The sequence below is a fragment of the Mycobacterium sp. Panama NTM2 genome, assembly GCF_054355555.1.
Map to the genome: position 1 here is coordinate 3,776,497 of NZ_CM135953.1, position 26,973 is coordinate 3,803,469.

The 26,973-nt window shown below is 68.3% G+C and carries 19 protein-coding genes; 6 read left to right on the plus strand and 13 right to left on the minus strand.

Features of this window, described 5'->3' with window-relative positions; all coding sequences use genetic code 11:
• The first annotated feature begins 42 nt into the window (after positions 1-42).
• On the plus strand, positions 43-936 hold the full coding sequence (locus ACXYX3_RS17950; protein ID WP_458608472.1) for a manganese catalase family protein: 894 nt from the start codon (positions 43-45) through the stop codon (positions 934-936).
• 57 nt (positions 937-993) lie between these two features.
• Here the strand turns inward: ACXYX3_RS17950 and ACXYX3_RS17955 are convergent, their stop codons facing one another.
• Positions 994-1,578 (minus strand): hemerythrin domain-containing protein, encoded by a 585-nt coding sequence (locus ACXYX3_RS17955; RefSeq protein ID WP_241205931.1) that lies wholly within the window; start codon positions 1,576-1,578, stop codon positions 994-996.
• A gap of 222 nt (positions 1,579-1,800) precedes the next feature.
• On the opposite strand from ACXYX3_RS17955, the gene ACXYX3_RS17960 reads away from it, so the two are divergent.
• A complete protein-coding gene (locus tag ACXYX3_RS17960; RefSeq protein ID WP_458608473.1) occupies positions 1,801-2,397 on the plus strand; it encodes an SDR family NAD(P)-dependent oxidoreductase in 597 nt (198 codons plus the stop codon).
• A gap of 12 nt (positions 2,398-2,409) precedes the next feature.
• Here ACXYX3_RS17960 and htpG read toward each other — a convergent pair whose 3' ends face one another.
• The 3 genes from htpG to ACXYX3_RS17975 form a co-directional block, all read right to left on the minus strand.
• Entirely contained in the window at positions 2,410-4,347 is a 1,938-nt protein-coding gene (gene htpG / locus ACXYX3_RS17965) for a molecular chaperone HtpG (protein ID WP_458608475.1), read from the minus strand.
• Positions 4,348-4,390: 43 nt separating this feature from the next.
• The gene (locus ACXYX3_RS17970; RefSeq protein WP_458608476.1) at positions 4,391-4,771 is read right to left on the minus strand and encodes a hypothetical protein; all 381 of its coding nucleotides are present in this window, start codon (positions 4,769-4,771) and stop codon (positions 4,391-4,393) included.
• A 534-nt stretch (positions 4,772-5,305) separates the two neighbouring features.
• Positions 5,306-5,530, minus strand: coding sequence for a DUF3618 domain-containing protein (locus ACXYX3_RS17975; RefSeq protein WP_241205927.1), 225 nt, complete (start codon positions 5,528-5,530; stop codon positions 5,306-5,308).
• Positions 5,531-5,640: 110 nt separating this feature from the next.
• On the opposite strand from ACXYX3_RS17975, the gene bcp reads away from it, so the two are divergent.
• Entirely contained in the window at positions 5,641-6,114 is a 474-nt protein-coding gene (gene bcp, locus ACXYX3_RS17980) for a thioredoxin-dependent thiol peroxidase (RefSeq protein WP_241205926.1), read from the plus strand.
• Here bcp and ACXYX3_RS17985 read toward each other — a convergent pair.
• The 4 genes from ACXYX3_RS17985 to ACXYX3_RS18000 all read right to left on the minus strand — a co-directional run bounded on the left by ACXYX3_RS17985 (position 6,091) and on the right by ACXYX3_RS18000 (position 18,458).
• Complete coding sequence (locus tag ACXYX3_RS17985) at positions 6,091-7,437, minus strand: dipeptidase (protein WP_458608477.1); 1,347 nt, start codon at positions 7,435-7,437, stop codon at positions 6,091-6,093. The genes bcp and ACXYX3_RS17985 overlap by 24 nt on opposite strands.
• A gap of 19 nt (positions 7,438-7,456) precedes the next feature.
• Complete coding sequence (gene acpS / locus ACXYX3_RS17990) at positions 7,457-7,849, minus strand: holo-ACP synthase AcpS (RefSeq protein ID WP_143820172.1); 393 nt, start codon at positions 7,847-7,849, stop codon at positions 7,457-7,459.
• Positions 7,850-7,871: 22 nt separating this feature from the next.
• Positions 7,872-17,162 (minus strand): fatty acid synthase subunit beta domain-containing protein, encoded by a 9,291-nt coding sequence (locus ACXYX3_RS17995; protein ID WP_458608478.1) that lies wholly within the window; start codon positions 17,160-17,162, stop codon positions 7,872-7,874.
• Between the two features lie 564 nt (positions 17,163-17,726).
• On the minus strand, positions 17,727-18,458 hold the full coding sequence (locus ACXYX3_RS18000; protein ID WP_241207960.1) for a MerR family transcriptional regulator: 732 nt from the start codon (positions 18,456-18,458) through the stop codon (positions 17,727-17,729).
• A gap of 351 nt (positions 18,459-18,809) precedes the next feature.
• Here ACXYX3_RS18000 and ACXYX3_RS18005 point away from each other — a divergent pair, with 351 nt between their 5' ends.
• A complete protein-coding gene (locus ACXYX3_RS18005) occupies positions 18,810-20,066 on the plus strand; it encodes an MFS transporter (RefSeq protein ID WP_241207961.1) in 1,257 nt (418 codons plus the stop codon).
• On the opposite strand, the gene ACXYX3_RS18010 is transcribed toward ACXYX3_RS18005, so the two are convergent.
• Positions 20,063-21,274 carry a low temperature requirement protein A gene (locus tag ACXYX3_RS18010; RefSeq protein ID WP_458612130.1) on the minus strand — a complete coding sequence of 404 codons (1,212 nt, stop codon included), beginning with the start codon at positions 21,272-21,274 and terminating at the stop codon, positions 20,063-20,065. The genes ACXYX3_RS18005 and ACXYX3_RS18010 overlap by 4 nt on opposite strands.
• Before the next feature lie 104 nt (positions 21,275-21,378).
• On the opposite strand from ACXYX3_RS18010, the gene ACXYX3_RS18015 reads away from it, so the two are divergent.
• The gene (locus tag ACXYX3_RS18015; RefSeq protein ID WP_241207791.1) at positions 21,379-22,095 is read left to right on the plus strand and encodes an IspD/TarI family cytidylyltransferase; all 717 of its coding nucleotides are present in this window, start codon (positions 21,379-21,381) and stop codon (positions 22,093-22,095) included.
• Here the strand turns inward: ACXYX3_RS18015 and ACXYX3_RS18020 are convergent.
• On the minus strand, positions 22,061-22,738 hold the full coding sequence (locus tag ACXYX3_RS18020) for an IspD/TarI family cytidylyltransferase (RefSeq protein ID WP_241207790.1): 678 nt from the start codon (positions 22,736-22,738) through the stop codon (positions 22,061-22,063). The genes ACXYX3_RS18015 and ACXYX3_RS18020 overlap by 35 nt on opposite strands.
• A 92-nt stretch (positions 22,739-22,830) precedes the next feature.
• Here ACXYX3_RS18020 and ACXYX3_RS18025 point away from each other — a divergent pair, with 92 nt between their 5' ends.
• Positions 22,831-24,129 (plus strand): acyl-CoA dehydrogenase family protein, encoded by a 1,299-nt coding sequence (locus tag ACXYX3_RS18025; RefSeq protein ID WP_241207789.1) that lies wholly within the window; start codon positions 22,831-22,833, stop codon positions 24,127-24,129.
• A gap of 4 nt (positions 24,130-24,133) precedes the next feature.
• Here the strand turns inward: ACXYX3_RS18025 and ACXYX3_RS18030 are convergent, their stop codons facing one another.
• The 3 genes from ACXYX3_RS18030 to ACXYX3_RS18040 form a co-directional block, all read right to left on the minus strand.
• A complete protein-coding gene (locus ACXYX3_RS18030; protein WP_458608479.1) occupies positions 24,134-25,279 on the minus strand; it encodes a thiolase family protein in 1,146 nt (381 codons plus the stop codon).
• A 64-nt stretch (positions 25,280-25,343) separates the two neighbouring features.
• The gene (locus ACXYX3_RS18035; RefSeq protein ID WP_458608480.1) at positions 25,344-25,751 is read right to left on the minus strand and encodes a Zn-ribbon domain-containing OB-fold protein; all 408 of its coding nucleotides are present in this window, start codon (positions 25,749-25,751) and stop codon (positions 25,344-25,346) included.
• Positions 25,752-26,960, minus strand: a complete 1,209-nt coding sequence (locus ACXYX3_RS18040) for a thiolase family protein (protein WP_458608481.1) — start codon at positions 26,958-26,960, stop codon at positions 25,752-25,754.
• Positions 26,961-26,973 lie beyond the last annotated feature (13 nt).

Here is a 26,973-nt window from a genome sequence, read left to right on the forward strand (position 1 = left end):
GGCTCCGGACCACACCCACATCGAGGGCGCCCGGAGGTGCAGATGTTCATTCACAACAAGGATTTGCAGTTCGAGGTCAGGGTCGACAAGCCTGATCCCAGGTTCGCCACCCTGCTGCAGGAACAATTCGGCGGAGCCAACGGCGAGCTCAAGGCCGCCATGCAGTACTTCACCCAGGCGTTCGTGCTGCGGCAGAAGAACCCGAAGATGTACGACCTGTTCATGGACATCGCCACTGAGGAGTTCAGCCACCTCGAGATGGTCGGTTCGCTGATCACCATGCTCCTCGACGGCCTCAACGACGACCTCAAGCAAGCCGAACGACGGTGCGACTGGATGCCGCTGGTCTCCACCCGCGACGGGCGTGAGCAGGCCATCCACGCGGTCGCGGTGAATCCGTTGGCCCTCATCGAGAGTGCGGGCGGGCCTACGGTCGGCGATGCCGCGGGCAACTTCTGGAGCGGCGCTTTCGTCAATGCGAACGGTGAACCCACAGTCGATCTGCGCAGCAACATCGCAGCCGAGTCGCGGGCGAAGATCGTCTACGAGTACCTCAAGCAGCTCACCGACGATCCTGGGGTCCAAGACACCTTGACGTTTCTGATGACCCGCGAGGTGACGCACTACCAGCAGTTCACCGCAGCGCTCAATGACCTGCCGGTGAACTTCCCGCCGGGACACCTCGCCGGCGACGAACGCTTCCAGACCGTGGCGTTCAACATGTCTGACGGCGAGGGTTCGGTGCGTGGACCGTGGAACGAAGGCCAGGGTCCGTGGCCCGACGGCATCAGCTGGGACTACGTGGAGAAGCCGACCGAGCAGTGGCTGCAGGGTTCGACCCGGGAGAACACGGGCAAGCAGAACAATCCCGAGGGGCAGCCCGCGGTGGCCAGCGAGAAACCGTTCACGCACGAACAGCGCACGCCCACAAAGTAATTCGGAGAGGCAAGAGCCCGGTCGGCACGCTGCGACCGGGTTCTTGCCCGTCACCGATCAGCGGACCTGCGGGTCGGGTGGGTTCTCGTCCGACCGTCCGGTGACCGCATCGCGCACATGATCCACGACCGCCGCCCCCATGCCGGCGGTCTTGAGGACCGCCGGATTGGGTGGGGTGTTCGGGTGGGGCCGGGTCGGCGCCGCCTTCCTCGCGGTCTCCAGTTTCTGACCGAGTTCCTCGAGCGCCTCTCGGCTGAGCGCCTCGGACACGGCCGGCCACACGACGTCCTGTTCGTAAGCGATGTGTTCCCTTGCCGCGGCTGCGAATTCCTTGATCGCCTGCTGGTAATCCGGTTCACCGGGGCTACCGTCCTCCAGCCTCTGCAGAAGCTGCTTGCCCTGCTGTTCCTGTTCGATGGCGGTGTCGGCCAACTCGTCGCCGTCGGGGAGCGCTGCGCGCACAGCCGGCCAGAAGAACTGTTCTTCGATCGCCTCGTGTTGGGACTCGGCGATGACGAGATTGGTGACGTACGTTGCCAGGCCGCTGCTGTGGGCGCCGTCCTGCGCCGGTGCGCCGTCGAGCGCCTCCAGCATTCCGAGAACGCTCTCATGGTCTTGGCGGAGATAGGTCAAAGCGTCCATTGTCGTGATTGCTCCTCGGGTGGTGTCGGTGTCGAGCTGTGCGACGCCGTTACCCCGGGAGCGGGCACCGAAACAGTGCCGGCATCCGGCGCCGACACACCTCAGGCCGCAAACGATCCCTTAGTGTTATCTTAAGTATGCCTTATTTTTCTTATTTTCGAACTAGGCTCGACGCATCGACGACGGATACGGCCAGCGAGACCCGACACGAAGGAGTGCACCATGTCCGCGGAAGCAGAACGCGTCGTACTCGTCAGCGGAGGCTCGCGCGGCCTCGGTCACGCCGTCGCCCGGCGTCTGGGCGATACCGAGGGCCGCGTCGTCACCGCCGACGCCGGGAGTGCGTCAGCCCAGCGCACCCTCGAATCCGTGGCCGCGCAACACGGTCGCCTCGACGCGCTGGTACTCGACGCGTCCGAGTGTCTGTCGCTGGCCGATCCCGATCCCGGCGCGCTGCGGGCGTTCCGCGACGCGCAGCGCGCGCTGGTGTCGCTCGCGACGCCCCTCATGCGACCCGGCGCGCGCATCGTCTATGTCACCGACCACCGAGCACACTTCTTCCCGCACAAGGCGGTGCCCAAGGGCGGTACCGCGGCGGTGGCGAGCATGCGCGCCGGCGAGACGGCCCTTTACGCCATGCGTTCGCAGCTTCTCCGCCTCGGTGTCCACCTGAGCGTGGTGTCCAGCCAGAGGATCGACGCGATCCACCCGTCAACCTCTATGCACGAACTGGCCGCGGCCGTCGTCGCAGCGATCACCGCGCGCACCCCGGCCGGCCTCGTCTGCGTCGGCGGAACGACCTACCTCATGACGGCCTGACCGTCCCCCGGGCTACAACGTCCGGGCCAACCTCGCCGCGAGCAGGTCGGCGAACCGCGCCGGATCGTCGAGCGCCCCACCTTCGGCCAGAAGCGCTGTCCCGTAAAGCAGTTCGGCCGTCTCAGCGACCGCCGGATCGTCGGGCCGGTCCTGATGGGCCTGACGAAGGCCCGTGACGAGCGGATGGTCCGGGTTGAGTTCGAGGATGCGCTTGGCGACGGGAACCTCCTGACCCGACGCCTTGTACAGGCGCGCCAGCGCCGGGGTGATGTCGAACGCGTCGGTGATCAGGCAGGCCGGCGATTCGGTGAGCCGAGACGACAGCCGCACCTCCTTGACGTGCTCGTCGAGCGTCTCCTTCAACCAGGACAGCAGCTCGGCGAACGTCTTGGCCTGCTCCTCGCGTTCGGCCTCACGCGCCGAGCGTTCCTCGTCGGACTCCAGGTCGACCTCGCCCCTGGCCACCGACTGCAACGCTTTCCCGTCGAACTCGGTCACGGTCTGCACCCAGACCTCGTCGACCGGATCCGTCAGCAGCAGCACCTCATAACCCTTGGCCTTGAATGCCTCCAGGTGCGGCGATCTCAAGATCTGCTCCCGGGACTCGCCGGTGGCGTAAAAGATCTGTTCCTGCCCGTCCTTCATCCGCTCGACGTAGCCCGCCAGTGTGGTGGGCTCCTCCTCCGCATGGGTCGACACGAACGAGGCGATTCGCAACAGCGCGTCGCGGTTGTCGGCGTCGGAGAGCAGACCCTCCTTGACGACGCGGCCGAACTGCGCCCAGAACATCCGGTAATCCTCCGGACGTTCCGTCTGCAGCTCGGCGATGGTCGAGAGAACCTTCTTGGTCAGCCGGCGACGGATCGCCGTCACCTGGCGGTCCTGCTGCAAGATTTCCCGAGACACGTTGAGCGACATGTCCTGTGCGTCGACGACACCCTTGACGAAGCGCAGGTACTGCGGCAGCAGCTCGTCGCAGTCGCCCATGATGAACACACGCTTGACGTAGAGCTGGATACCGACGTGCGCGTCGCGGTCGAAGAGGTCGAACGGCGCGTGCGACGGGATGAACAGCAGCGCCTGGTACTCGAACGTGCCCTCCGCCTTCATCGCGATGACCTCGAGCGGCTCGTCCCAGGCCCGGGCGATGTGGCGGTAGAACTCGGTGTACTCCTCGGCGGCCACCTCGTCCTTGGATCGCGACCACAGCGCCTTCATCGAGTTCAGCGTGTCGGTCTCGACGGTGACGGTGTCTTCGCCGCCGTCGCTGTCCGCCGGGCGCCGCCGCTCGACCTGCATCCGGACGGGCCAGGAGATGAAGTCGGAATACTTCTTCACCAGGCTCCGCAGGGTCGGCTCCGCGGTGTAGTCACCCAGCTCGTCCTCGGCGTCGGCGGGCTTGAGATGCAACGTGACCGACGTGCCCTGCGGGGCATCGTCGACCGCGGCGATCGTGTAGGTGCCGTCACCGCTGGACTCCCAGCGGGTGGCCTCGCTCTCGCCCGCTTTGCGGGTGAGCAACTCCACCCGATCGGCGACCATGAACACCGAGTAGAAGCCGACGCCGAACTGACCGATCAGCTGGTCCCCGGCTTGCTTGTCGTCACCGGTCGCCTCCCGCAGCTGCTGACGCATGCGCGCCGTACCCGACTTCGCCAGCGTGCCGATGAGCTCGACGACCTCGTCACGCGTCATGCCGATGCCGTTGTCGCGCACGGTCAGCGTGCGCGACTGCGTGTCGGTGACGAGCTCGATGTGCAGATCCGACGTGTCGACCTCGACGTCCTTGTTGCGGTACGCCTCGAGCCTCAGCTTGTCCAGGGCATCCGAGGCGTTCGAAATGAGCTCGCGCAGAAACGATTCCTTGTGCGAGTACACCGAATGGATCATCAGGTCGAGCAGCTGCCGTGCTTCGGCCTGGAATTCGAACTGCTCCACATCCGCGCTCATGACGTCCTCCTCCTGGTGTTCGCGCAGTGGGAATCGGGTGGGGTCAGCGCCGCGGCGCGCCTTGGCCGGGCTGACCGGTCAACGGGTTGGGGGCCGCGCCGGGCTGCCCCGGATGATGCTGCTGCTGATGTGCCTGCATCGCCTGGACGAGAGGATTCTCTTTCATCAGCGCACGGCGATCGTCATCGCTCAGCTCGTAGAAGGTCCACATGGCCCACGCGGCGGGCCGCACATACAGCGTGACCTTTTGCCGCTTGCGGTTGTTCTGCGGCAGCATCGCGGGAATCGGCACCACGCGGTCCAGCGTCACGGCACTGACCAGTTCCTGCGCCAGCTGATCGACATCGGTCAGGTCCTGCAATTCGTACACCGAAGCCTGGTGGCTGGGCTGCGACGGGCCCTGCAGGGCGAGAAACCACGCCATCGCGCGTCTCCTTTGCTCGTGGTGGGTCAGCCGTCAGCGTAGATGACCCGTGACCGGCGGCGCCGACCCTGTCGGTCGACGGCAGCGCACACCTCTTTTTGACGATCTCGAAAAATTCCGGCGTTCGTTCGGACGGCGGCAGAATCATGTGCTAAGAATCGCCCGATCCGGCGAGAATAGACCCGACCGTCAACGCCGTGGCTCGGTCCGAACATTTCCTCAGTTCGCGGCCCGGTTGACGATTGCGCTGGGCATAGGGCAGATCGGGTGTTAAGGTGCCGTTAGCTGCTTGCAACGGAAACGGGGCCCTCCTCGTTCCGTGATGGGAAACGAGGAACTTAGCTGATGTCAGGGCTGATGGAGCCGACAGCGACTGCGACCGCACCAGGCGGCTCGGGCGCGGACACAGCAGATGAGCGTCCGGTTCTCGTGCACAGCTGTAGTCGGCTGGGCCGCGTGGCCAACCCACCCGGGTTTTCCTTGAGGAACTGGTTCCGCTCGGCTCGTCGGCGCTGAACCGGCGGCGCTGACGTGTCAGCGGCGCGCGCGCCGCACCGCCACCACGAACACCAGCACGCCGACGCCGGCCAGCGAGATCGCCACCGGCGGCCGCGTCACGAAGCGCACGACACCTGCCTTGAGATCGTCGGCGAGCCGTCGCGGGTTGGCCCGCGCCGCCAACGAGTCGACGGTCAGAGCCAGCTGATCGCGCGCCTGATCGATCTCGGCCTTGATGGTGTCGGGATCACGATCCGCCACGTATGCCTCCGCCCGTCTGTCGGTCCTGCCGCACTACCCTAGTTCAGCGGGTGCTGCGCGCAGCGCCCGGTCGCGCATCGATGCCACGGATTGAAGGAGAGCCACCAGCCATGCCGCAGACTCCCCGCCTCGAGGTGGGCGATCAAGCACCCGCCTTCAGCCTTCCCGACGCCGACGGCAACACCGTCTCGCTCTCGGACTACCGCGGGCGCAAGGTCGTCGTGTACTTCTACCCCGCCGCCTCCACGCCCGGGTGCACGAAGCAGGCGTGTGACTTCCGTGACAATCTGGCCGAACTGGGCGACGCCGGGCTCGACGTCGTCGGCATCTCGCCGGACAAGCCCGAGAAGCTCGCGAAGTTCCGGGACAAGGAAGGGCTCACCTTCCCGCTGCTGTCCGATCCCGACCGCGCGGTGCTCGAGGCGTGGGGCGCCTACGGCGACAAGACGATGTACGGCAAGACCGTGCAGGGCGTGATCCGCTCGACGTTCGTCGTCGACGAGAACGGCAAGATCGAGGTGGCGCAGTACAACGTGCGGGCAACCGGCCACGTCGCGAAGCTACGTCGCGACCTGTCCGTCTGACCCGAGCTTCTGCAGCAGGAGCGCTTCGGCCGTCGCGGCACGCTCCAACACACCCAGGTGCAGGCTCTCGTTGACGCTGTGCGCCTGCGTATCGGGGTCCTCGACGCCCGTCACCAGAATTTTTGCGTCGGGGAACGCGGCGGCGAAGGCCGCGATGAACGGGATCGAGCCGCCGACGCCGGTGTCGACCGCGTCCTGTCCCCAGGCTTCCCGGAAAGCCTCGCGCGCTGAGTCGTAGACCGGGCCCGCGGCGTCGATGGCGTAGGGCTGGCCGACGTCGCCGGGGGTCACCGTCACCCGGGCACCCCACGGCGTGTGCTGTTCCAAGTGCCGGGTCAGGGCGGCCAGGTGCTCGCCGGCATCGCCGCCGGGCGCCACCCGCATGCTGACCTTGGCGCGCGCCGCCGGGATCAGCGTGTTGGATGACTTCGCGATCGGCGTGGTGTCGATACCGATGACCGTGATGGCTGGTTTGGCCCACAGCCGCTGTGCCACTGCGCCGGAACCGATCTCCGTGACGCCGTCGAGCAGCCCGGTGTCGGCGCGCACGCGCTCCGCGGTGTAATCGACGTCGGCTGCCGTCGCCTCGTGCAGACCCTCGACGGCCACGTTGCCGTCGTCGTCGTGCAGGCTGGCCAGCAGCCGCACCAGCACCATGAGCGCATCGGGCACGAGGCCACCCCACATGCCGGAATGCAGGCCGTGGTCGAGTGTGGCGACCTCGACCACGCAGTCGGCCAGCCCGCGCAGCGACACGGTCAGCGACGGGGTGTCGGTGCTCCAGTTGTCGGAGTCGGCGATCACGATGACGTCGGCAGCCAGTGCGTCCTTGTGCACGTCCAACAAGCGTGACAGCGACGGTGAACCCGATTCCTCTTCACCCTCGACGAACACTGTCACGCCGACGGGCGGATTGCCGCCGTGCGCCCGGAACGCCGCGAGATGCGTTGCGATGCCTGCCTTGTCGTCGGATGCACCCCGACCATAGAGGCGGCCGTCGCGTTCGGTGGGCTCGAACGGAGGACTGTGCCAGGCGGTGGAATCGCCTTCGGGTTGCACGTCGTGGTGGGCGTACAGCAGGACCGTCGGCGCTCCGTCGGGCGCGGGGTGGTGAGCGATGACCGCGGGCGCGCCACCCTCGGAGACGATGCGGACGTCGCCGAAACCCGCGTCGGACAACAGCTTCGCCACGGCCTCTGCGCTGCGGGTGACCTCGTCTCGACGCTCGGGATCCGCCCAGACGGACTCGATGCGTACCAGATCCTCGAGATCGGCCCGTACCGACGGCAGCACGTCGCGGACCCGCTGAACGAGATCACTCATAGCGACGAGGGTAGTGCCGCTACCGCTCTTCGAGGACGGCGACCGCGGCCGCGGTGTCCTTCTCGTGAGTGAGCGACAGGTGGATGGTCACCTCTTTGAGGTGCTCGGCCACCGCGCCCGTCAAGCGGACGCGGGGCCTGCCCCACATGTCGGTGATCACCTCGATGTCGCGGTGGATCGCCTCGGGCAGCACGGGCCGCTTGGAGAACCGCGACCCGGACCAGGCCTTGATCACGGCCTCCTTGGCCGCCCACCGCGCCGCCAGGTGGCGCGCCGCCGACGAACTCTTGTCGGCGGCGTCGCGCCGCTCCCCTGGCGTGAACGTCTCGGCGAACACCGTGCCCGGCCGGTCCACCTGCTCGGCGAAGTCGGGAATGGAGACGAGGTCGATACCTATCCCGACGATGCCCACGGCCAGCACGCTATCCCACGGGTCACCGCTGATACACCCCGTTCTCGCCGAGGCGCGAGGCCGTGTCGAGCAGCATCGCTGCCTCCTGCGCCTTCTCGGGGTGCTCGCCATCGAAGCGACGTCCCTCGGGCCGCTCGTACAGCGGCCGCCCGCCGGCGATCGCCGAGGCCAGCCGGCGCTGACCGGCCAGCGTGCGCTCCTGAGCCTGGGCGGTGTAGGCCGCCCGCTGCTCCGGGGTCAGCGTCGCCAGGAACGCCTGCGGATGCACCAGCGCGATCAGACCCGACACGTGCCCGAACCCGAGGCTGGTCACCAGACCGGCCTTGAGCGGGTACTTCTCGCCCAGGCGCAGCGTCTCCCGCGGCCACACGAAGTGCGCCGAGGTGGCCAGCTCGTCGTCGACGCAATCCAGGCTGCGGTTCGGCGGGATGACGCCGTCGCGCAGAACCTGGCACAGGCCCATCATCTGGAAGACCGCGGCACCGCCCTTGGCGTGGCCGGTGAGGCTCTTCTGGCTGATGACGAACAGCGGCGCACCCGCCGAGCGGCCCAGCGAGGCCGCCAGGCGCTCGTGGAGCTCGGTCTCGTTGGGATCGTTGGCCAGAGTCGAGGTGTCGTGCTTGGAGATCACCGCGATGTCGTCCGCAGTCACGCCGAGCTTGTGCAACGACCGCGCCAGCACCGAGTCCCGGCCACCGCGGCCGGCACCCAGTGCACCCAGCCCGGGAGCCGGGATCGAGGTGTGCACGCCGTCGGCGAAGGACTGGGCGTAGCCGACCACCGCCAGCACCGGCAGACCCATCTTCAGCGCCAGATCACCACGCGCCAGCAGGATCGTGCCGCCGCCCTCGGCCTCCAGGAAGCCCAGCCGCCGCCGATCGTTGGCCCGCGAGATCTTCGAGTCGCTGATGCCCTTGGCGCGCATCATCTCGGTGTCGGCGGTGGCCGCCATGTCACCGAAGCCGGTGATCGCTTCCAGCGTCATGTCGTCGAAGCCGCCCGCGACCACGAGCTCGGCCTTGCCGAGGCGGATCTTGTCCACGCCCTCCTCGACCGAGACCGCGGCGGTGGCGCAGGCACCCACCGGGTGCACCATCGCGCCGTAGCCGCCGACATAGGACTGCATGACATGCGCTGCAACGACATTCGGCAGCACCTCCTGCAGGATGTCGTTCGGCTTGCTGCGGCCCAGCAGGTTGCCGTGGTACATGGTCTGCATTGAGGTCATGCCGCCCATGCCGGTGCCCTGGGTGGAGGCCACCAGGCTCGGGTGCACCCACCGCATCAGCTCGGAAGGCGTGAAGCCCGACGACAGGAACGCATCGACGGTCGCCACGATGTTCCACAGCGCCACCCGGTCGATCGAGGTCGCCATGTCGGGGCTGACACCCCACACGGTCGGATCGAACCCGGTCGGAATCTGCGCGCCGACGGTCCGCGACAGCTTGGTCTTGCGCGGGACGCGGATCTCGGTGCCCGCCTTGCGGATCACCTCCCAGTCGCCGGAGTCCGGGATCGGCCGGGCCACGGTGTGCTCGGGGTCGAACGCCACGAACGCGCGCGCGTCGGTCTCGCTGGACACCACGAACCGGAAATCCTTGTCCAGGAACACGCTCACCAGCAGCGGCGACGCGTGATCGGGATCGATCGCGCCGTCGTCGACGAACTCGCGAATGCCGCAGCGCTCCACGACCGCGTCGTGGTACCGCTCGACGAGCTCGGATTCGTCGACCAGCTCACCGGACTGCGTGTCGTACCACCCTGGCTGGGGATCGTCCTCCCACGTGATCAGCCCGGTCGTCCACGCCAGTTCGAGCACACCGGCCGCCGACAGTTCGTTGTCGACCTCCATCTCGAAACGGGTGCGCGACGAGCCGTAAGGCCCGAGTTCCGCGCCACCGACGATGACCACGAGATCGGCCGGGTCGACGTCGAGGTCGGCCCACTCCGGCACCGGCGCACCGGTCACCACCCGAGGCGGCGACGGCAGAGCCGAGATCGTGTGCGCCGCAACCTCGTCCGCGGCATCGTCGGCAGCCGGTGCGGTCGTCGCCTCGTCGCGCGCCTTGGCGGCGAGCTCGGCCATGTCGAGATTCGCCTCGGCCAGGCCACCGGTGAGGTCGGCCTCGACCGGTTCCCGTGCTGCCGCCACCTTGGTCTCGACGTCGCACAGGTCCAGCAGCATGCTCGCCATCTGCTCGGTCGAGTAGGTGGTGACACCGGCCTCTTCGACCGCGTCGACGATGACGTCGTTGTGGCCCATCAGGCCGGTGCCCCGGGTCCACCCGATCAAGGCGTGCGCGAGGCTGACTCGCTGCGCCCACGGCGTCTCGGCCTTCCAGCGTGACACCAGCGCGTCGAGCGACGCCTTGGCCTCGCCGTAGGCACCGTCACCGCCGAACATGCCGCGGTTGGGCGAGCCCGGCAGCACCACGTGCAGGCGTGCCGCGATGTCGCGGTCCGCCCCGATGTGGGACAGCCCGGCGATCAGCCGCTGCACGGCCCACAGCAGGACCTTCATCTCCATCTCGGCGCGTGCTCCGACCTCGGACAGATCGCCACCGACCCGCGGCGCTGCGAACGGGAACAGCAGTGTGGGCGACAGCGCGTCCTTGACGTGGATCGATTTCGGCCCGAGGCTCTCGGTCTGCTCGTTGCCCACCCACTCGACAAGAGCGTCGATGTCGTTGTAGGAGGCCATGTTCGCCGGCAGCACCCACAGCTTGGCACCGAAGCAGGCGTTGTCGCGGTAGAGCTCGCGGTAGAAGGCCAGTCGCGAATCGTCCAGCTTGGAGGTCGTCGCGATCACGGTCGCGCCACCGGCGAGCAGCTGCGCTGCCACCGACGCCGCGATCGAGCCCTTCGACGCACCGGTCACCACGGCGACCTCGTCGCTGTAGCGGCCCTTGCCGGGATTCTCCGCACCCGCCGCCGCACGGGCGTACAGCGACGCGTGCACCGTGCGGCCGGCAGCCAGGGCCTTGCCCTGCCAGTAGGTCGCCTGCGTGCCGACCACGTGCCCGGCTCCCTCGAACCGCTCCGAGAGCCGCGCCCAGTTCGCGTCGATCTCGTCCTCGTCCATCAGCCAGATCTTGACCAGATCCTCACGCGCGCTGGCCCACCGGTCGTCGAGCAAGACGGCCTTGCGGGCGTCGAACGACGGCGCCACCAGACGCGGCCAGTCCGAACCCAATTCGGCAGTGACCAGGTCGATGAGCTCCGCGTCGGCCGCAGCCTCCGGCGTCACCAGAGGTGCGCCCAGGCCCAGCTGATCCAGGATCGTGCGGGCCGCCGAGGCCAGCACGCCGTCGGGTCCGGTGACCTGCTCGGCGAATTCGCTCAGTGCCGCCGAGTCGACGACACCGCCACCGGCGCCGCCGGCAGAGGGCAGCGACACCGACACACCGCGGCGTGCCGCCACCGCGGCCACCGCCGCGTCGATCGCCTTGTCGACCGCCGCCGCGTCGGCGAGCGCACCGTCGTGCAGACCGCCCAGGGCGCCGCCGCGCACGCTGGAGCCCTCGCGGGTCCCCAGTGCCACCTCGACGGTGGCGTGCTTGGCCCAGCCCTCGCCCAGCTCCCACGTCTTGGTGACGCGTTCGGTGATGTAGGCGGGACGCTTGCCCGACGGCCCGAGGACCGTGCGCAGCTGGTCGTTGATCGCATCGGAGAGCACCGGTCCGAACGGCTTGTACGTCCGGGCCAGCTTGGTGACCTGAGACTTCAACCCGGCCAGATCCGCTTCTGCCGCACCGTCGATCGCGCCCAGGTTCAACTCCGACCCGAGATCGACGAGCATCTGGTTGCGGCGCGACGACGCACCGTCGGTGATCGACTCGATGGAGTCCAACGGCTCGATCTGATCGATGCGGATCTTCGCCGACAGCGCGATCAGCGCCATCGTCGCATCGGAGGCGTCGAAGGCGATGTCCTCCGGACGCGGCCCGCCGGTCGGTGCGGCGGCGGGCGCCGGCGCCGCGGGGGCCGCCTCGACCGGCGCGGCAGCCGGTTCGGCGGAGGCCGGCGGAGGCGGCGTGTCCTCGATCTCGGGTTCGGGATCGGTGTCGGTCGCGAACAGCACCGCGGCGTCCCGCTCGGCGTTGAGCACCTCGGTGGTGTTGTGCGAGTACTCGGGCAGCTTCAGCGTGTTCGTGGCGAGCCCCGCGACCGTCGGCGCGTTCTTCACACCGATCTCGACGAAACGCTCCACCCCGAGGCCGCCCGCGGCCTCCTCGATGAACAGCAGATCCTGGGTCTCGATCCAGCGCACCGGGCTGGCGAACTGCCAGGCCAGCAGCTCGATGACGATCTTGCGGCACAACGCATTCGGACGTTCGTTACGCCAGGTGTCGTAGTCGGCGAGAATCTCGTCCAGCGGCTCGGCGGGCACGAGATCGCGGATCTCCTGCACGAAGTCGCGGTCGAGGGTGAACGGCCGCGGCACCAGGTTCGGGATGTAGCGGCCGACCAGGAGCTCGGCGTCACTGGGTTCCGGCATGACCCGCTCCAGCGCACGGCGGAAGTCAGCGACACCGACCCGCAGCACCGAGGAGTGGAACGGCACGTCGATACCGGGCACCAGGATGAACGACCGCTTGCCACCGCTGATCTCGCGACGCCGCTCGACCTCTTCCTCGAGCGCTTCCAGACCCGCGACCGTACCCGCGATCGCATACTGCGAACCACGCAGGTTGAAGTTCACGATCTCCAGGAATTCTCCTGTGCGCTCGGCGATCTCGGCAACGAAGTCCTTGACGTCGGCGTCGTCGAGATCGATCTGCGACGGACGGATGGCGGCCAACCGGTAGTTCGACCGACCCTGCGCGTCCCGCGGCACGATGTCGTGCATCTTGGACCCGCGGTGGAACACCACCTCGAGCAGCGCGGGAAGTTCGTAGACGCCGGATACGCACGCCAGCGCGGTGTACTCACCGACGGAGTGACCGCAGGCGATCGCGCCCTCGACGAACGCGCCCTGCTCGCGCATCTCGGCGACCTGCGCCGCGGCGACCGTGGCCATCGCGACCTGGGTGAACTGCGTCAGGTACAGCACGCCCTCGGGATGGTGGTAGTGCACACCGGAGGCGATGAGGCTGGTCGGGTTGTCGCGCACCACGTGCAGCACCGAGAAGCCGAGCGTCTCGCGGGTGAACTTATCGGCGATGTCCCAGACCTTGCGGGCGGCCTTGGAACGCGCACGCACGTCCATGCCCATGCCCTTGGACTGGATGCCCTGGCCGGGGAAGGCGTACACGGTCTTCGGCGCGGCCAGCTGCGCGGTGGCAGCCATCACCAATTCGCCCGAGACCTTGGCCGACACCTCGATGATCTCCGCGCCACGGTCGATGCCGACCCGGTCGACGCGGAACTCGATCTCGTCACCCGGCAACACCATGCCGAGGAAGCGCGACGTCCACCCGACCAGACGCGCGGGCGGGGTGGCCCGGCCGTCGGTCGCGGTGACCGCGTGCTGCGCGGCGGCCGAGAGCCACATGCCATGCACGATGGGGGTTTTCAGACCGGCCAGCAGTGCGGCGGCCCGATCGGTGTGGATCGGGTTGTGGTCGCCGGAGACCACCGCGAACGCGCTCATGTCGACCGGCGCGGTGACGACGACGTCACGCCGGCGCCGGCGCGGGGTGTCGGTGGCGTTGTCGGTGATGGCTCCGCCGGCGCGCGGCGGATCGGTCAGCTCGGCAGCACCCGTGCGGCCGCGGATGGCGAAGCGCTCCTCGAGAGTCGCCAGAACGGTGCCGTCGGAGTCCGCGATCGACACCTCGACCGGGACCACGCGGCCGACCTCGGTATCTGTCGCCGCCAGTGTGGTTGCGGTGACTGTCAATTCGGACGTAGTGGTCGGCATCGGCGCCAGCAGGTGTGCGGCGTGATCGAGGTGCACCAGGCTGAGCAGACCCTCGACGACGGGGAAGCCGTCCTCGGTGAGGGCGGAGCCGATGGCCGAGAAGACCGCGGGCCAGCACAAGCCGACCAGAGCGTCGGGCACCAGGGTGAGACCCGGCGCGAGCGGAGCGCCGAACGTGGCGGTCACGCCCGTGTGATCGGCGACCTTCTCCGGATCCCATTCCACGGTCACGGTCGCGGTGTTGTCGGTGACCGGGGGCAGCGCGTCGGGGCCGTCGACACCAGCGGCGATCGCGAGCACGGCACGCATGGCCGCAGAAGCGTCCTCCACGGTGACGATCGGCATACCGCCGTCGACGGTCGTCGAGGGCAGGGTGAAGCGGATCTCGATCCAGATGTCGGACAGCGGAACGCTCAGCGTGACAGCGACATCCCCCGGTCGCTCCGCTCCTGCCCGCCGATCCTGGCCGGCCGCGAGCTCCAGGCGCGCACCGGTGTTCGGATGCGTCGCGCTCGGCTTGCCCGGCACGTCGTTGACCTGCCACTCACCGGGCGCACCGATGCGGTGCACGGGGTTGATGGCGGTGCGACCGGCCCACAGGACGTCGGGCGAGTCGAGGACGACAGCCAGCGGACCACCGACGTCGGCGCGCGCCTGGCGGCGCGACACGACAGGCACCGGCCGCTCGCCGGCGGCCAGCACGCGGTCGACGATCTCCTTCTCGAATCGGTCGAGCAGGTCGCCGACCGGCTCGTCGACGCGGGTGATACCCGCGACTGCCTGCGTGCCCGGGATGATGCACACCTGGTCTGCGGTGTAGCGGGCGTCATGGGCCTGCCACAGCGAGTCACTGCGCCACCACCGGCGGACGTCCTTGTCGATGACCGGCACGAAGTTCACCGGCTTACCCGGCTTCTTGCACAGCGTCACGAAGAACGGCACGTCGGCGGGGTGCAGCCGCACCGCCTCGGCGTCGGGGTAGCGGGTGAGCAGTGCGTCGATGGCCCGCTCCGGCTGTTCGAGCAGGGCCGCACCGTCGGCACCGAAGAGCGTGTCGATCGGACCGAAGTCCTTCTCCGACAGCCGCGCCTCTGCGCGCTTGAGCATCTCCTCGAACCGGTCCCGCCACGTGTCGGCCAGCCAGGGGCTCCCGGGGGCAGCGGTGTCGGCGGTGCTGTCGCCGTCGCCGATGGCCAGCTCCACGTAGCGCTGCAGCCACTGCAGGTAGGTCATGTCGCCGACGTCGCCGAAGTACGGCTTGGCCGTCCCGGCCATCGCGGCGATGATCTCGTCACGGCGCTCGGCGACGGCGTCGGCGTCGCCGGCCACCTCGTCGAGCAGGCGACCGCACCGCGAGGCGGCGTTGTCGATCTCATGGATGTCGGCGCCCAATTGGCTACGGCCACTGGCCATTCCGTTGATGGCGTGACCGGCGCCCACCCAGGTGTCGGTGCCGGTGGTCTCGACCAGCATCTGCTTGACGGCGGGCGACGTCGTGGCTTCCTTGGTGGCCATCGCGGCGGTGCCGACGAGGATGCCGTCGACCGGCATCTCGGGGAAGCCGTAGGCCTTGGCCCACTCGCCGGAGAGGTAGTCGGCAGCGCGCTCGGGCGTGCCGATGCCGCCGCCGACGCAGATCGTGATGTTGCGGTACTTGCGCAGCTCCCCGTAGGTGGACAGCAACAGGTCGTCGAGGTCCTCCCACGAGTGGTGACCACCGGCGCGGCCGCCCTCGATGTGCACGATGACGTCGCGGGTGGGCACCTCGGTGGCGATCTTGATGACCGACTTGATCTGGTCGACCGTGCCGGGCTTGAAGCAGACGTGGGTGATGCCGACGGTGTTGAGCTCCTCGATGAGGTCGACGGCCTCTTCCAGATCGGGGATGCCCGCGGTGACGACGACACCGTCGATCGGCGCGCCGGACTGGCGGGCCTTCTGCACCAGGCGCTTGCCGCCGACCTGCAGCTTCCACAGGTAGGGGTCGAGGAAAAGCGAGTTGAACTGAACGGCACGGCCCGGCTCGAGCAGCTGCGTCAGCTCCTGGATGCGACCGTCGAAGATCTCCTCGGTGACCTGGCCGCCACCGGCCAGCTCAGCCCAGTGCCCGGCGTTGGCCGCAGCGGCGACGATCTTCGCGTCGACGGTGGTGGGCGTCATGCCGGCGAGCAGGATCGGCGACCGGCCGGTGAGGCGGGTGAACTTGGTCGACGCCTTGACCGAGCCGTCGGGCAGGGTGACCGGCGTCGGCGCGTAGCTCGACCAGGCCGGGGCGACGTCCGGGGCGGCGCCGACGGTGAACAGGCTGCGCTGGCCGGCGCGGGTGGCGGCCGCGACGATGCCGATGCCGAGACCCCGGATCACCGGGGCGGTCAGCCGGGTGACGGTGTCACTGGGGCCGAGGTCGACGATCCACTTGGCGCCCGCCGCGGCGAGGCCCTCCACCTCGGCGACCCAATCGACCGGCGTGATGAAGATGTGCTCGGTCAGCTTGCGGGTCAGCTCACGATCCAGACCGGTACGGGCCGCCCACTCCTCGACGAGATCGACACCGTCGGCCAGCCGCGGGGTGTGGAACCCGACCTCGACGTTGAGCTGGTTGAACACCGGGCGGAAGATCGCACCGCCGCGGGTCTTGTTCTTGCGCTCGGCCTCTTCGCGCTCGGTGATCTTCTCGCAGTAGAGCTCGAACCGGGCCAGTTGCTCGGGTGTCCCGGTGATCACCACGGATCGGCGGCCGTTGCGGATGGACAGCGCGGGCGCGAGTACGGTGCGCACGTCCTGGGCGAACTCGTCGAGAAGTGCGGCGATGCGGTCCGGGTCGACATTGGTCACCGACACCATCGGCGACTTATCGCCGCGACCGACCATGCCGCGGCGGCGGGACACCAGCGAGCCCGCCGCGCCGATCAGCTGACCGATGGCCAGCAGCTCGGCGTCGCGCGCACCGTGCGCCTTGAGCGATTCGACGGCGGTGATGCCCTGCGAGTGGCCGGCGATCGCGACCGGCGGATGCCCCTCGAGATCCAGTCCCTGACGCTTGAGCGCGCGCTGGGCGGCCATCTGCGTGAGCAGGATGCCGGGGCCGGAGATGGCGGCGGTGGTGAGGTCCTTGAGCGACGGCAGCGGCTCGTCGGCGGCCAGCGCGCGGATCCACTTCATCGGCTCGAAGCCGATGGGGCGGACCACCACGAGTTCGCGGGCCAGCGGCTCGAGCAGCAGCTCGGCCTCGGCGACCAGCTGGCTGATCTCGGACTCGATGCCGGCGGAGTTCACCAGCTCTTCCAGATTCTCCAGCCAGGGGCCACCCTGGCCGCCGAACGCGACCGCGTAGGACTCACCGGCGTGCAGCCGATCGACGAGCGCGTGCGCCCCGGCCAGGGAGTCGACGTTTCGCCCGCCCTCGGAATCGGAGCGAGTGGTCGCACGGTGCTGGTCGTTGATCGTCACGTCGTGTGTTCTCCTCAGTGATACGTCGCGCGGCCTTCTCGGCGCGCCGCGCGTGGTGTGGCTCGGTGCTCGTGGGTCCTCGGTGGGGCGGACAGCTCGTCGTCGACGGCAGGCGAGCCCGCGTCGTGGGCCAGGGCGATTCGGCGTCGAATCCGGCTGGTCTCGACCACTGCGCCTCGGACTCGTGAGGCGCTGCGGCGGACACTGCAGCCGTACTAAGAGTGTCATAAGAGACGACTCGATTTTGGCGTGAGAATTGGTTACTGGCGAGTTCTACGCACGGGTAACAGAATCACGCGTAACGCGGGACGGAACACGGTCCGTCGGCTTCCGGGACAAACGTCCTGCTGGCGGGTGGTTACGGTTCAGTAAGGTAGAAGCGCAGTTCAAAGCCGCATTGTTATGCAATCGTTATCTGAAAATCGCCGTTCGCAGATGGTGTACCGGCGTGGCGGGCAGGTTCGACAGTCGAGCGCGAACTGTATGGTCCCCAATTCGCGGACTGGACAGGTGTTTGCTGCAGAATCTTACTGATCAGTAAGTCTCGCTGAATGGCCGAGACGGTCAGCCTGTCGGGCGCTCCCAGACGCCGGTGAGGAGGATGCCTGCGGTGTAGTCCGACCCGGAGGAGGACATCAGCCGCCGGGTCGTCAGATCGAACCGGGACGCCATCACCTTCTTGGCGAGCAGACGGTAATCCTCGACGATCTGGCGAAGCCGGCCCATCTCGTCGGGCTTGGGGAGATAGGACCCTCCGACCTCGGTCCGGTACAGCTCCACCAAGCTGTTCACGAAGGTTTCGGCCAGTTCCTCCACCGAGATGTCGGCCGCCTCGATGAACCGCAGAAGGGTGCGCACGTAGACCGTGTGGTCGTGCGACCGGGCCAGGATCTCGCCGGCATCGGTGTCGGTCAGGACCAGTTTGCGGCCCTTCACCTCGGCCATGCCGTGGGCGATCAGCGTGTGCGCTTCGGGAGCGTCGGGCTCGATCGGAAGGATCGGGTTGTCGTGCTCGTCGGTGTCGGGACCCAGCACGGCTCGTTGCAGGCCGAGGATGTCGGCGAGGTCTTCGCCCTCCCGCATGCTCGTGAAGAACTCGGCGATGTGCGCCGAGTTGTATCCCTTGCGCAGCAGCTGGCTGATCGTGTTGAGCTGCGAGAGGTGATAGTCGTCGTACAGGGCGGAGCGGCCCACGCGGCGCGGCGGGTCCAGCAATCCACGTTCGCGGTACGCGCGGATGTTGCGCGCACTGACGCCGGACTCCCGAGCCAGATCCTCGAGTCGATATTCAGCCACAGCGGCACCCCCTTGACACTGACCCGTGAGCGACCAGACGGTGGCCTGCGCAGTGTATGGACAACTGTAACGCGCCTGACTACCGTCTGAGCGAAGTTGACTGATCCTCCGATCGCACTGGGCTGATAACTTTTCATGCCGGTTCATCTGCGGAGATAGGAACTGACCGTCAAGTAATATTACGTGCCGGCGCGACTTCAGCCAACATGTTTGCCAACGGCGCGGCAGTCGAGCAGCTTCTCCCCGGGAAAGCGGTTGGCATCGGCACCGCGTCATGGGAGAGCATGGTCGGGTGGTCCGGCGCCGCCGAACCAACCGTCCCCGTCGTCATTCGCCCCGAGAGGTTGCAGCGTGCGCCCCTGGATCATTTGGGCGACCGGGCTTCTCGCCTACATCGTGGCTGTTCTCGATCGCACCACCCTGGGCGTGTCCGGCCTGCCCGCCTCCGAGCGGTTCGCCGCCGGACCCGGCCTCCTCTCGATGTTCGTCGTGCTGCAGGTGGTCGTCTACGCCGGCGCCCAGATCCCCGCGGGACTGTTGCTCGACCGGTACGGCTCACGAGCGCTCATACTCGCCGGAGCGACGCTGATGGCCACCGGCCAGTTGGTGCTGGCGCTGACGACGTCGCTTCCGCTCGCGATCGCGGCGCGCGCAGTGCTGGGGCTCGGCGACGCGATGACGTTCATCTCCGTCCTGCGCCTGGTCCCGCGGTGGTTCACCGCACGGCAGGTGCCCCTGGTGACCCAATTGACCGGAATCTGCGGCCAGTTGGGACAGGTGCTCAGCGCGGTACCGTTCCTCGCGCTGCTCTCCGCATCCGGCTGGACGCCCGCCTACACCTCTGCCGCCGCACTGGGCGCTCTCGTCCTGGTGCTGGTCGCAGCGCTGGTCAAGAACGCGCCTGACGGCACGGTGGTCAGCGCCGAGGCGATGAACGTGCGGGAGACCCTGGCGAGCGTGAAGACGGTCTGGCTGCGGCCGGGCACCCGGCTCGGCTTCTTCACCCACATGGGCACGCAGTTCTCCGTGACGGTGTTCGCCCTGATGTGGGGAGTGCCCTACCTGACCGTCGCCCAGGGGTTGTCACCCACCGCAGCAGGCACTCTGCTGACGATCTCCGTTGTCGCCGCGATCGCTGCAGGGCTCGTCATCGGCGTCCTCACCGGCCGATTTCCCCACCGTCGCTCGCGTCTGGTGCTCGGCATCATCGCGAGCAACGCCGCGATCTGGACCGTGGTGCTCGCGCTGCCCCACCGGGCACCGGTGTGGCTGCTGGTGATCCTGGTGGTCGTCATCTCCGTCGGCGGGCCAGGATCGATGGTGGGCTTCGACTTCGCCAGGACGTTCAACCCCAGCCATACCCTCGGCACCGCCCAGGGCATGGTGAACATGGGCGGCTTCCTGGCCTCGCTGGTGCTCATGCAGCTGATGGGGATGATCCTGCAGGCCGCCGGCGGGCTGTCCTTCGACTCGTTCCGGCTGGCGTGGACCCTTCAGTACACGGTCTGGGCGTTGGCGGTGATCGGCATCCTGATCACCCGGCGAAAAGCCCGCCGACTACTGGCGCAGCAGGACGATCGCATCCTGCTGGAGGGCATCAACGGTTAGCGGTTCTCCAGTGCGCGGGAGACCGCGGCGGCAGTGTGCCGGTGGCCCCGCAGCTCGTGCGCCACGACCGAGACGACCGGAGCGAGGGTGACGACGAGCAGGCAGTTGGCCATCGACACCCCGGCCGCCGCCAGCACCACGGCCGCCGCGAGGATGGCCGCCGTGAGGACCATCACCGCGACGTGGAACAGCGCGACAGTGCGCGTCAACACCGTGTGCAGCACGAAGGTCATCAGCAGATACACCCCGACCGGCACGACCACGGTCAGCACCGTGGCCACCGATCCGAGCTCCGTGTGGTGCTCGACGTAGTACGCCGCCACGTGCAGACCCGCGCCGGTCGCCACGATCGCCCCGAACACGATGATGTGCAGGTAGCCGAACCAGAACGAGCGTTCACGGCGCACGTGCAGGACCTCGGCCTGCGGCAACGCGAAGTAGGTCCACCACATGCCGAACGTCAACCCGATGCCGGCCACCGCGACGAATGCCGCATCGAACGTCCAGCCCTGCGCCTCCACCACCGCGGTCAGCGAGGCGACCGTGCCGACCACACCCTCGCCGAGCGCGATGATCGTGAACAACCCGTACCGCTCCACGATGTGGTGGGCGTGCCACGGCGTGCCACCGCGAGTCGACTCCGCCAGCACCGGGCCCATCAGCTCGACCAGCACCAGCGCGATGACGATCACGGCGGTGACGGCGAGCGACGTGTGGACGAAGATCGCGACGATCCAGCCCACCTGCGCGAGCGTGATCCACAGCGCATACGTCAGGCACGCGCCGCGGTGGGCGGGGTCCTGGCGCGCCGCGCGCAGCCACTGCGTCACCATCGCCACCCGCATCACGACGTAGCCCGCGACGACCACGGCGTTGTCCACGTGACCGCCGTGCTCGATCGAGCTGTACAACGCCGGAATCCCGAGCGCCAGCACGATCACCCCCACCATCTGCAGCATGGTGGTCAGCCGATAGACCCAGTCATCGGTGTCGAACGCCGAGGCGAACCAGCTGAAGTTGATCCACGCCCAACTCACCGCGAACGTCGCGAAGAAGAACGCTGCGAGCCCGGCGAGGACGTGGCCCGCGGCCAGCAGATGGGCGAGCTGCGAGGCCGCGATCCCGAACGCGACGACGAAGGTCAGGTCGAAGAGCAGCTCGAGCGGCGTCGCGGCGCGATGCGACTCGTGCGGATCGCGACCGACCATCTTCCGGACCCGATGCGCCGCGGAGCTCGGCGCGTGCGGCTGTTCGGTCACCGGCTACCCCCTTCCGGGCTGGGTGTGGACCGTACCGGAGATACTGTGCCTCCATGGATTCCGACGCGGTGGCCGTGGTCCTGGCCGCGGGCAGCGGCTCCCGCGTGGGTGCCGACGGCAACAAGGCCTACCTGAGGCTGGACGGCCGCAGCATGCTGGTGTGGTCGCTGGACACGCTGGCCCGCATGCCCGAGGTGGCGCGCACCGTGCTGGTGTTCCGGCAGGGCGAATCGGACCTGGCGCGCAGCACCGTGGCCCGCGAATTGCCCGGCGCTGCTGTCGAGTTCGTGGAGGGCGGACCGACCCGGCACCAATCCGAGCTGAATGTGCTGCGCCACCTGGCCGGTGACATCGAATCCGGTGCCGTCGACGTGGTGCTGATCCACGATGCCGCCCGCCCGCTGGCCGACGCGGGCATGTTCGCCACGGCGATCACTCTGGCCCGCGGCGTCGGCGGAGCGCTGCCCACCGTCGCGGTCACCGGTCTGGCCCGCGTGCGAGACGGCGTGGTGCGACCGCTGACCGAGGCGGTGGTGCGGGTGCAGACCCCTCAGGCGTTTCGCGCGCGCGAGGTGCTCGCCGCCTATCGGTGCGCCGAGCGCGACGGCTTCGAAGGCACCGACACCTCGTCCTGCGTGGAGCGCTACACCGACGTCGCGGTGCACACCTTCCCCGGCAGCGCGGCGAACCTGAAGGTGACCTATCCGGGCGACGTCGCGGTGGCCCATCACCTGCTCACCGCGCAGAACCGGACTGCCGGCTCGCCATGACGGCCGCGAGATAGTCGGCGTCGCGAGGCAGCTCGACACCGAACGCGTGAGGGTCGCCGGTGACGAGGTGGAGCGTGGCGTGGGCGGACAGCACAGCGTCGAGGTCGTCGAACCGGTCGGCCGCGACACCGGACACGGCGCGTCGCAACACGTCGGCGGCGAACCCGCGCGGGTACTGCACCACCTCCAGTTCCGCGCGATCCAGTGTCGCCACGATGACGCCGTCGTCGTCGACGGCCTTGATGCTGTCGGTGACGGGCCGAGCGGGCGCCACCCACTGCGCGCCGTCATGCAGCGCCGCCACCAGCCGGTGCACCACCTCGGGGTCCACCAGCGGCCAGCCGACATCGTGGACCAGAACGTCCCCGGCGGCAGCAGCCTGCTCCAGCGCCGCCGCAACACAGCCCGCGGCGTCCCCGGGCGCCGCCGCTGCAACCACTGATACCTGCGAAAACCCTTGCGCATCAAGCAGTTCGCCGACCGGCTCCGCCAGCGCGGGCGCGGCAGCGACCACGACGGTGGCGACCTCGGCCAGCGCTCGCACCACCCGGATCAGTGCGGACTCGCCCGCGATCGGCGTCAGCACGGTATCGGCCCGATCGGCCACAGACGCCGGCACGGGAACGATCGCGGTCAGGTCCACGCGGCCGAGGCTATACCGAATGACCCGAAAACGCTCCGCCGCCAGCACCACGCGGACAGGGTGAGGTGAGCGCACCGCGACGAGGAGGCCGCATGTGGGATTTCGCTACCGACCCCGATTATCAGGAGCTGCTGGATTGGGCGGACGCCTTCGTCCGCGACGAGGTCGAGCCCCTCGATCTGGTGTGGCCGCACCTGCAGTACACCCCGCTGACTGCGGCGCGCCGCACCGTCGTCGACGACCTCAAACGCCGGGTGCGCGCGAAAGGGCTGTGGGCGACGCATCTGAGTCCGGACCTCGGCGGGCAGGGCTACGGCCAACTGAAGTTGGCGCTGCTCAACGAGATCCTCGGGCGCTCGGCCTGGGCACCGGTCATCTTCGGGTGCCAAGCCCCCGACACCGGTAACGCGGAGATCCTCGCGCACTACGGCACGCCCGAACAGAAGGAGCGCTACCTGCGGCCACTGCTCGACGGCGAACTGTTCTCGAGCTACTCGATGACCGAACCGCAGGGCGGCGCGGACCCGACGCAGTTCACCACCCGCGCGGTTCGCGACGGGGACCACTGGGTGATCAACGGCTGGAAGTACTTCTCCTCCAACGCCGCCACCGCGTCGTTCCTGATCGTGATGGTGGTGACGAACCCGGATGTGAGTCCATACCAGGGCATGTCGATGTTCTTGATCCCGACCGACACCCCCGGAGTGGACATCGTCCGCACCGTCGGCCTGCACGGTGAACCCGACGGTGAGGGCAGCCATGCGCTGATCCATTACCGCGATGTGCGCGTGCCGGATTCAGCGCTGCTCGGCGGCGAAGGACAGGCCTTCGTGATCGCCCAGACCCGGCTGGGCGGCGGCCGCATCCACCACGCCATGCGGACCATCGGGCTGGCCCGCAAGGCCATCGACATGATGTGCGAGCGCGCCCTGAGCCGCCGGACCGCGGGTGGTCTGCTGGCCGACAAACAGACCGTGCAGGCCTACATCGCCGACAGCTACGCACAATTGCTGCAGTTCCGCCTGCTGGTCCTCTACACGGCATGGCAGATCGACAAGTACAACGACTACAAGGTCGTACGCAAGGACATCGCGGCGGTGAAGGTCGTGATGCCGACGGTGCTGCACGACATCGCCTGGCGTGCGATGCAGGTGCACGGCGCACTCGGGGTCAGCAACGAGATGCCGCTGCTGTCCATGGTGACCGGCGCCGCGGTACTGGGACTGGCCGACGGTCCGACCGAGGTGCACAAGACCACGGTGGCCAAACAGGTGTTGCGGGCCTACTCCGCCAGCGACGACGTGTGGCCGTCAGAGTGGTTGCCGCGCAAGCGTGACGCGGCGCGGGCGCGATTGGCCGAACACCTCGAACGCGACATCGGCAACCAGTGAACGATCACGCCACGAGTTCGACGACGGTGGCGTTGGCGGTGCCCCCGCCCTCACACATCGTCTGCAACCCGTAGCGAATGTCGTTGTCGCGCATGTGGTGGATCATCCGCGTCATCAACACCGCGCCCGACGCGCCCAGCGGGTGACCCAGCGCGATGGCACCACCGAGCGGGTTGAGCCTGGCCTCGTCGGCGCCGGTGTCGGCCAGCCACGCCAGGGGCACCGGCGCGAACGCCTCGTTGACCTCGAACACCCCGACGTCGCCAAGGTCGAGGCCGGCCTTGTGGAGGACCTTCTCCGTCGCCGGGATCGGCGCGGTCAACATCAGCGTCGGATCCGCCCCGGTCACCGCGCCGGCGCGATAGCGCACCAACGGCGTCACACCCAGATTCACCGCGTTCTCCGCGGTCGTCACCAACAGGGCGGCCGCCCCGTCGGAGATCTGCGAGGAGTTGCCGGCGTGGATCACCCCGTCGTCGGTGAATGCCGGCTTCAGCGCCGCCAGTTTTTCCACGGTGGTGCCGCGCCGGATACCCTCGTCGGCGGTGACGACGTCGGTGCCGGTGAAGACCGGCACGATCTGGTCAGCGAAGGCACCGTTGTCCTGGGCGGTGGCGGCCAGGTCGTGCGAGCGCGCGGAGTATTCGTCGAGTCGTGCGCGCGACAGGTTCCACCGGCGGGCGATCATCTCCGCCGAGAGGCCCTGGTTGAACGAGAAGTCGTCATATCGGGCAAGCACTTTGGGCCCATAGGGCATGCCGCTGGCGCGCGCTGCACCCAGCGGAACCCGGCTCATCACCTCGACTCCCCCGGCGACCACCAGATCCTGCTGGCCTGACATCACGGCCTGCACCGCGAAATCCAGCGCCTGTTGGCTGGATCCGCAGGCCCGGTTCACCGTCGTGCCGGGTATCCGCTCGGGCCAGCCCGCCGCCAGCACCGCGAACCGCCCGATGTTGCTCGACTGGTCACCGACCTGCGACACGCAACCCCAGATGACGTCGTCGACGAGCTCGACATCGACCGCCGTCCGTTCGAGCAGTTCGTTGAGCACGAGCGCCGACAGATCTGCCGCGTGTTGCTCGGACAATCCGCCGTTGCGCTTACCGACAGGTGTGCGCACCGCTCCGACGATGACGGTCTCGCGCATGGACCCCGCTCCCCTCTGGGCGAGGACACCGCCCGTGCGAGTTCGGCTCGAAATTACACGGCGGTCAGGCCGGTTGGTAGCGCAACATCGTGATGTCGTGCTCGGGGTAGTCACAGAACACCGGACGGACCCGCATGCCAATGGTGATGTCGGCCGGCTCGACGTGGACCAGCTCGGTCGAGAACCGCGGTCCCTCATCCCATTCCACGATCGCCAGCAGCTGGGGAACTGCGCCGGCGAAATGCGGTCCCACGGGTCGGCGCGCGACCGTGTAGGTGTACAGCGTTCCCATTCCCGAGATCTGGCGCCATTCCAGATCGTCGGCGAGCGTGCGCGGGGCCCGCACACGCGGGTAGAACACATACGACTGAGCCGACGGCGAGTACTGGATCACCACCCGGCGTTCGGCCAGCGCGTCCCAGAAGGGTGCCGTGGTGGGCGTCTTCACCGGCATCGGCCGCTCGAGGTTCATCTAGTCTCCCTCCAGTACGAGGGTGGTCTGCTCGGAGAGGATCCCGCCGTTGCCGGACACGAACGCCCGGTGGCAGTCCGCCACCTGCGCCGCCCCGGCACGACCCATGATCTGCCGGGCGGCATCGCACACGTGGTGCATCCCGCCTGCGTTGCCCGCCTGGCCGAACCCGAGTTGGCCGCCGGCGGTGTTGACCGGAAAGTCGCCACGGAAGGTCAGGTCGTGCTCGGTGACGAACTGCATGCCGGCGCCCTTGGCGCAGAAGCCCGCGTCCTCGAGGCTCAGCAGCACCGTGATCGTGTAGCAGTCGTAGATCGAGACCATGTCCATCTGCGCGCGGCTCAGACCCGACATCGCGAACGCGGTCTCTGCGGCGCGGATCATCGGTGTGTGCAACAGGTCGTCGGCATAGGTGGGTGTCTTGTGCGGGACCTGCTCGCCGAACCCTTTGACCCACACGGGCCTCCGGGTCGCACGGGCGGCCACCTCGGCGCCGGCCACCACCACGGCGGCCCCGCCGACGCAGGGCATCACGATCTCGAGCATGTGCAGCGGATCCGCGATCACCGGGCTGGCGAGCACATCCTCGATCGACAGCGGAACGTCCCGCCAGATCGCTCCGACGGTGTGGTTGGCATTCACCCGCTGGTCGACCACGATCTTGGCCACGGCGCGTTCGTCGTAACCGTAGATCGACGCATAGCGCTGAGCGACCTGACCGTATGGCCCGTTCTGTCCGACGTTGCCGTACGGGATCTCGAACTCGGCTTGCGGGGAACCGTACTGATTGCTCGACGCACCGAAGAACACCGCATCGGTCAGCGGCCGCGGCCGCCGCAGCGAAGTCGGCGTCAGATATCGCGCCGGGATCGCACAGACGACGACGTCACAGATGCCGAGCTCGATCGCCGCGGCCGCGCGCCACACCATCGCCACCGCGCTGGCCCCGCCGAGATCGACGAGCTCGGCGAAATTCGCACGCACGCCCAGGTATTCGGCGATCGTCGACGGTACGAAGATCTCCGACTCGGCGAGATTGGTGGTGACGATGCCATCGACGTCCTCACCGGACAAGCCCGCGTCGGCCAGCGCCGCCGCGGCCAATTCCGCCCACTGCTCGATCATGAAGGGAGCCACGCCCGCCGACTTCAGCCGCTCGGGTGGCAGCTCGACGTAACCGACGATGGCCGCCTCGCCACGTAGACCCATGTGCGCTCCTGTC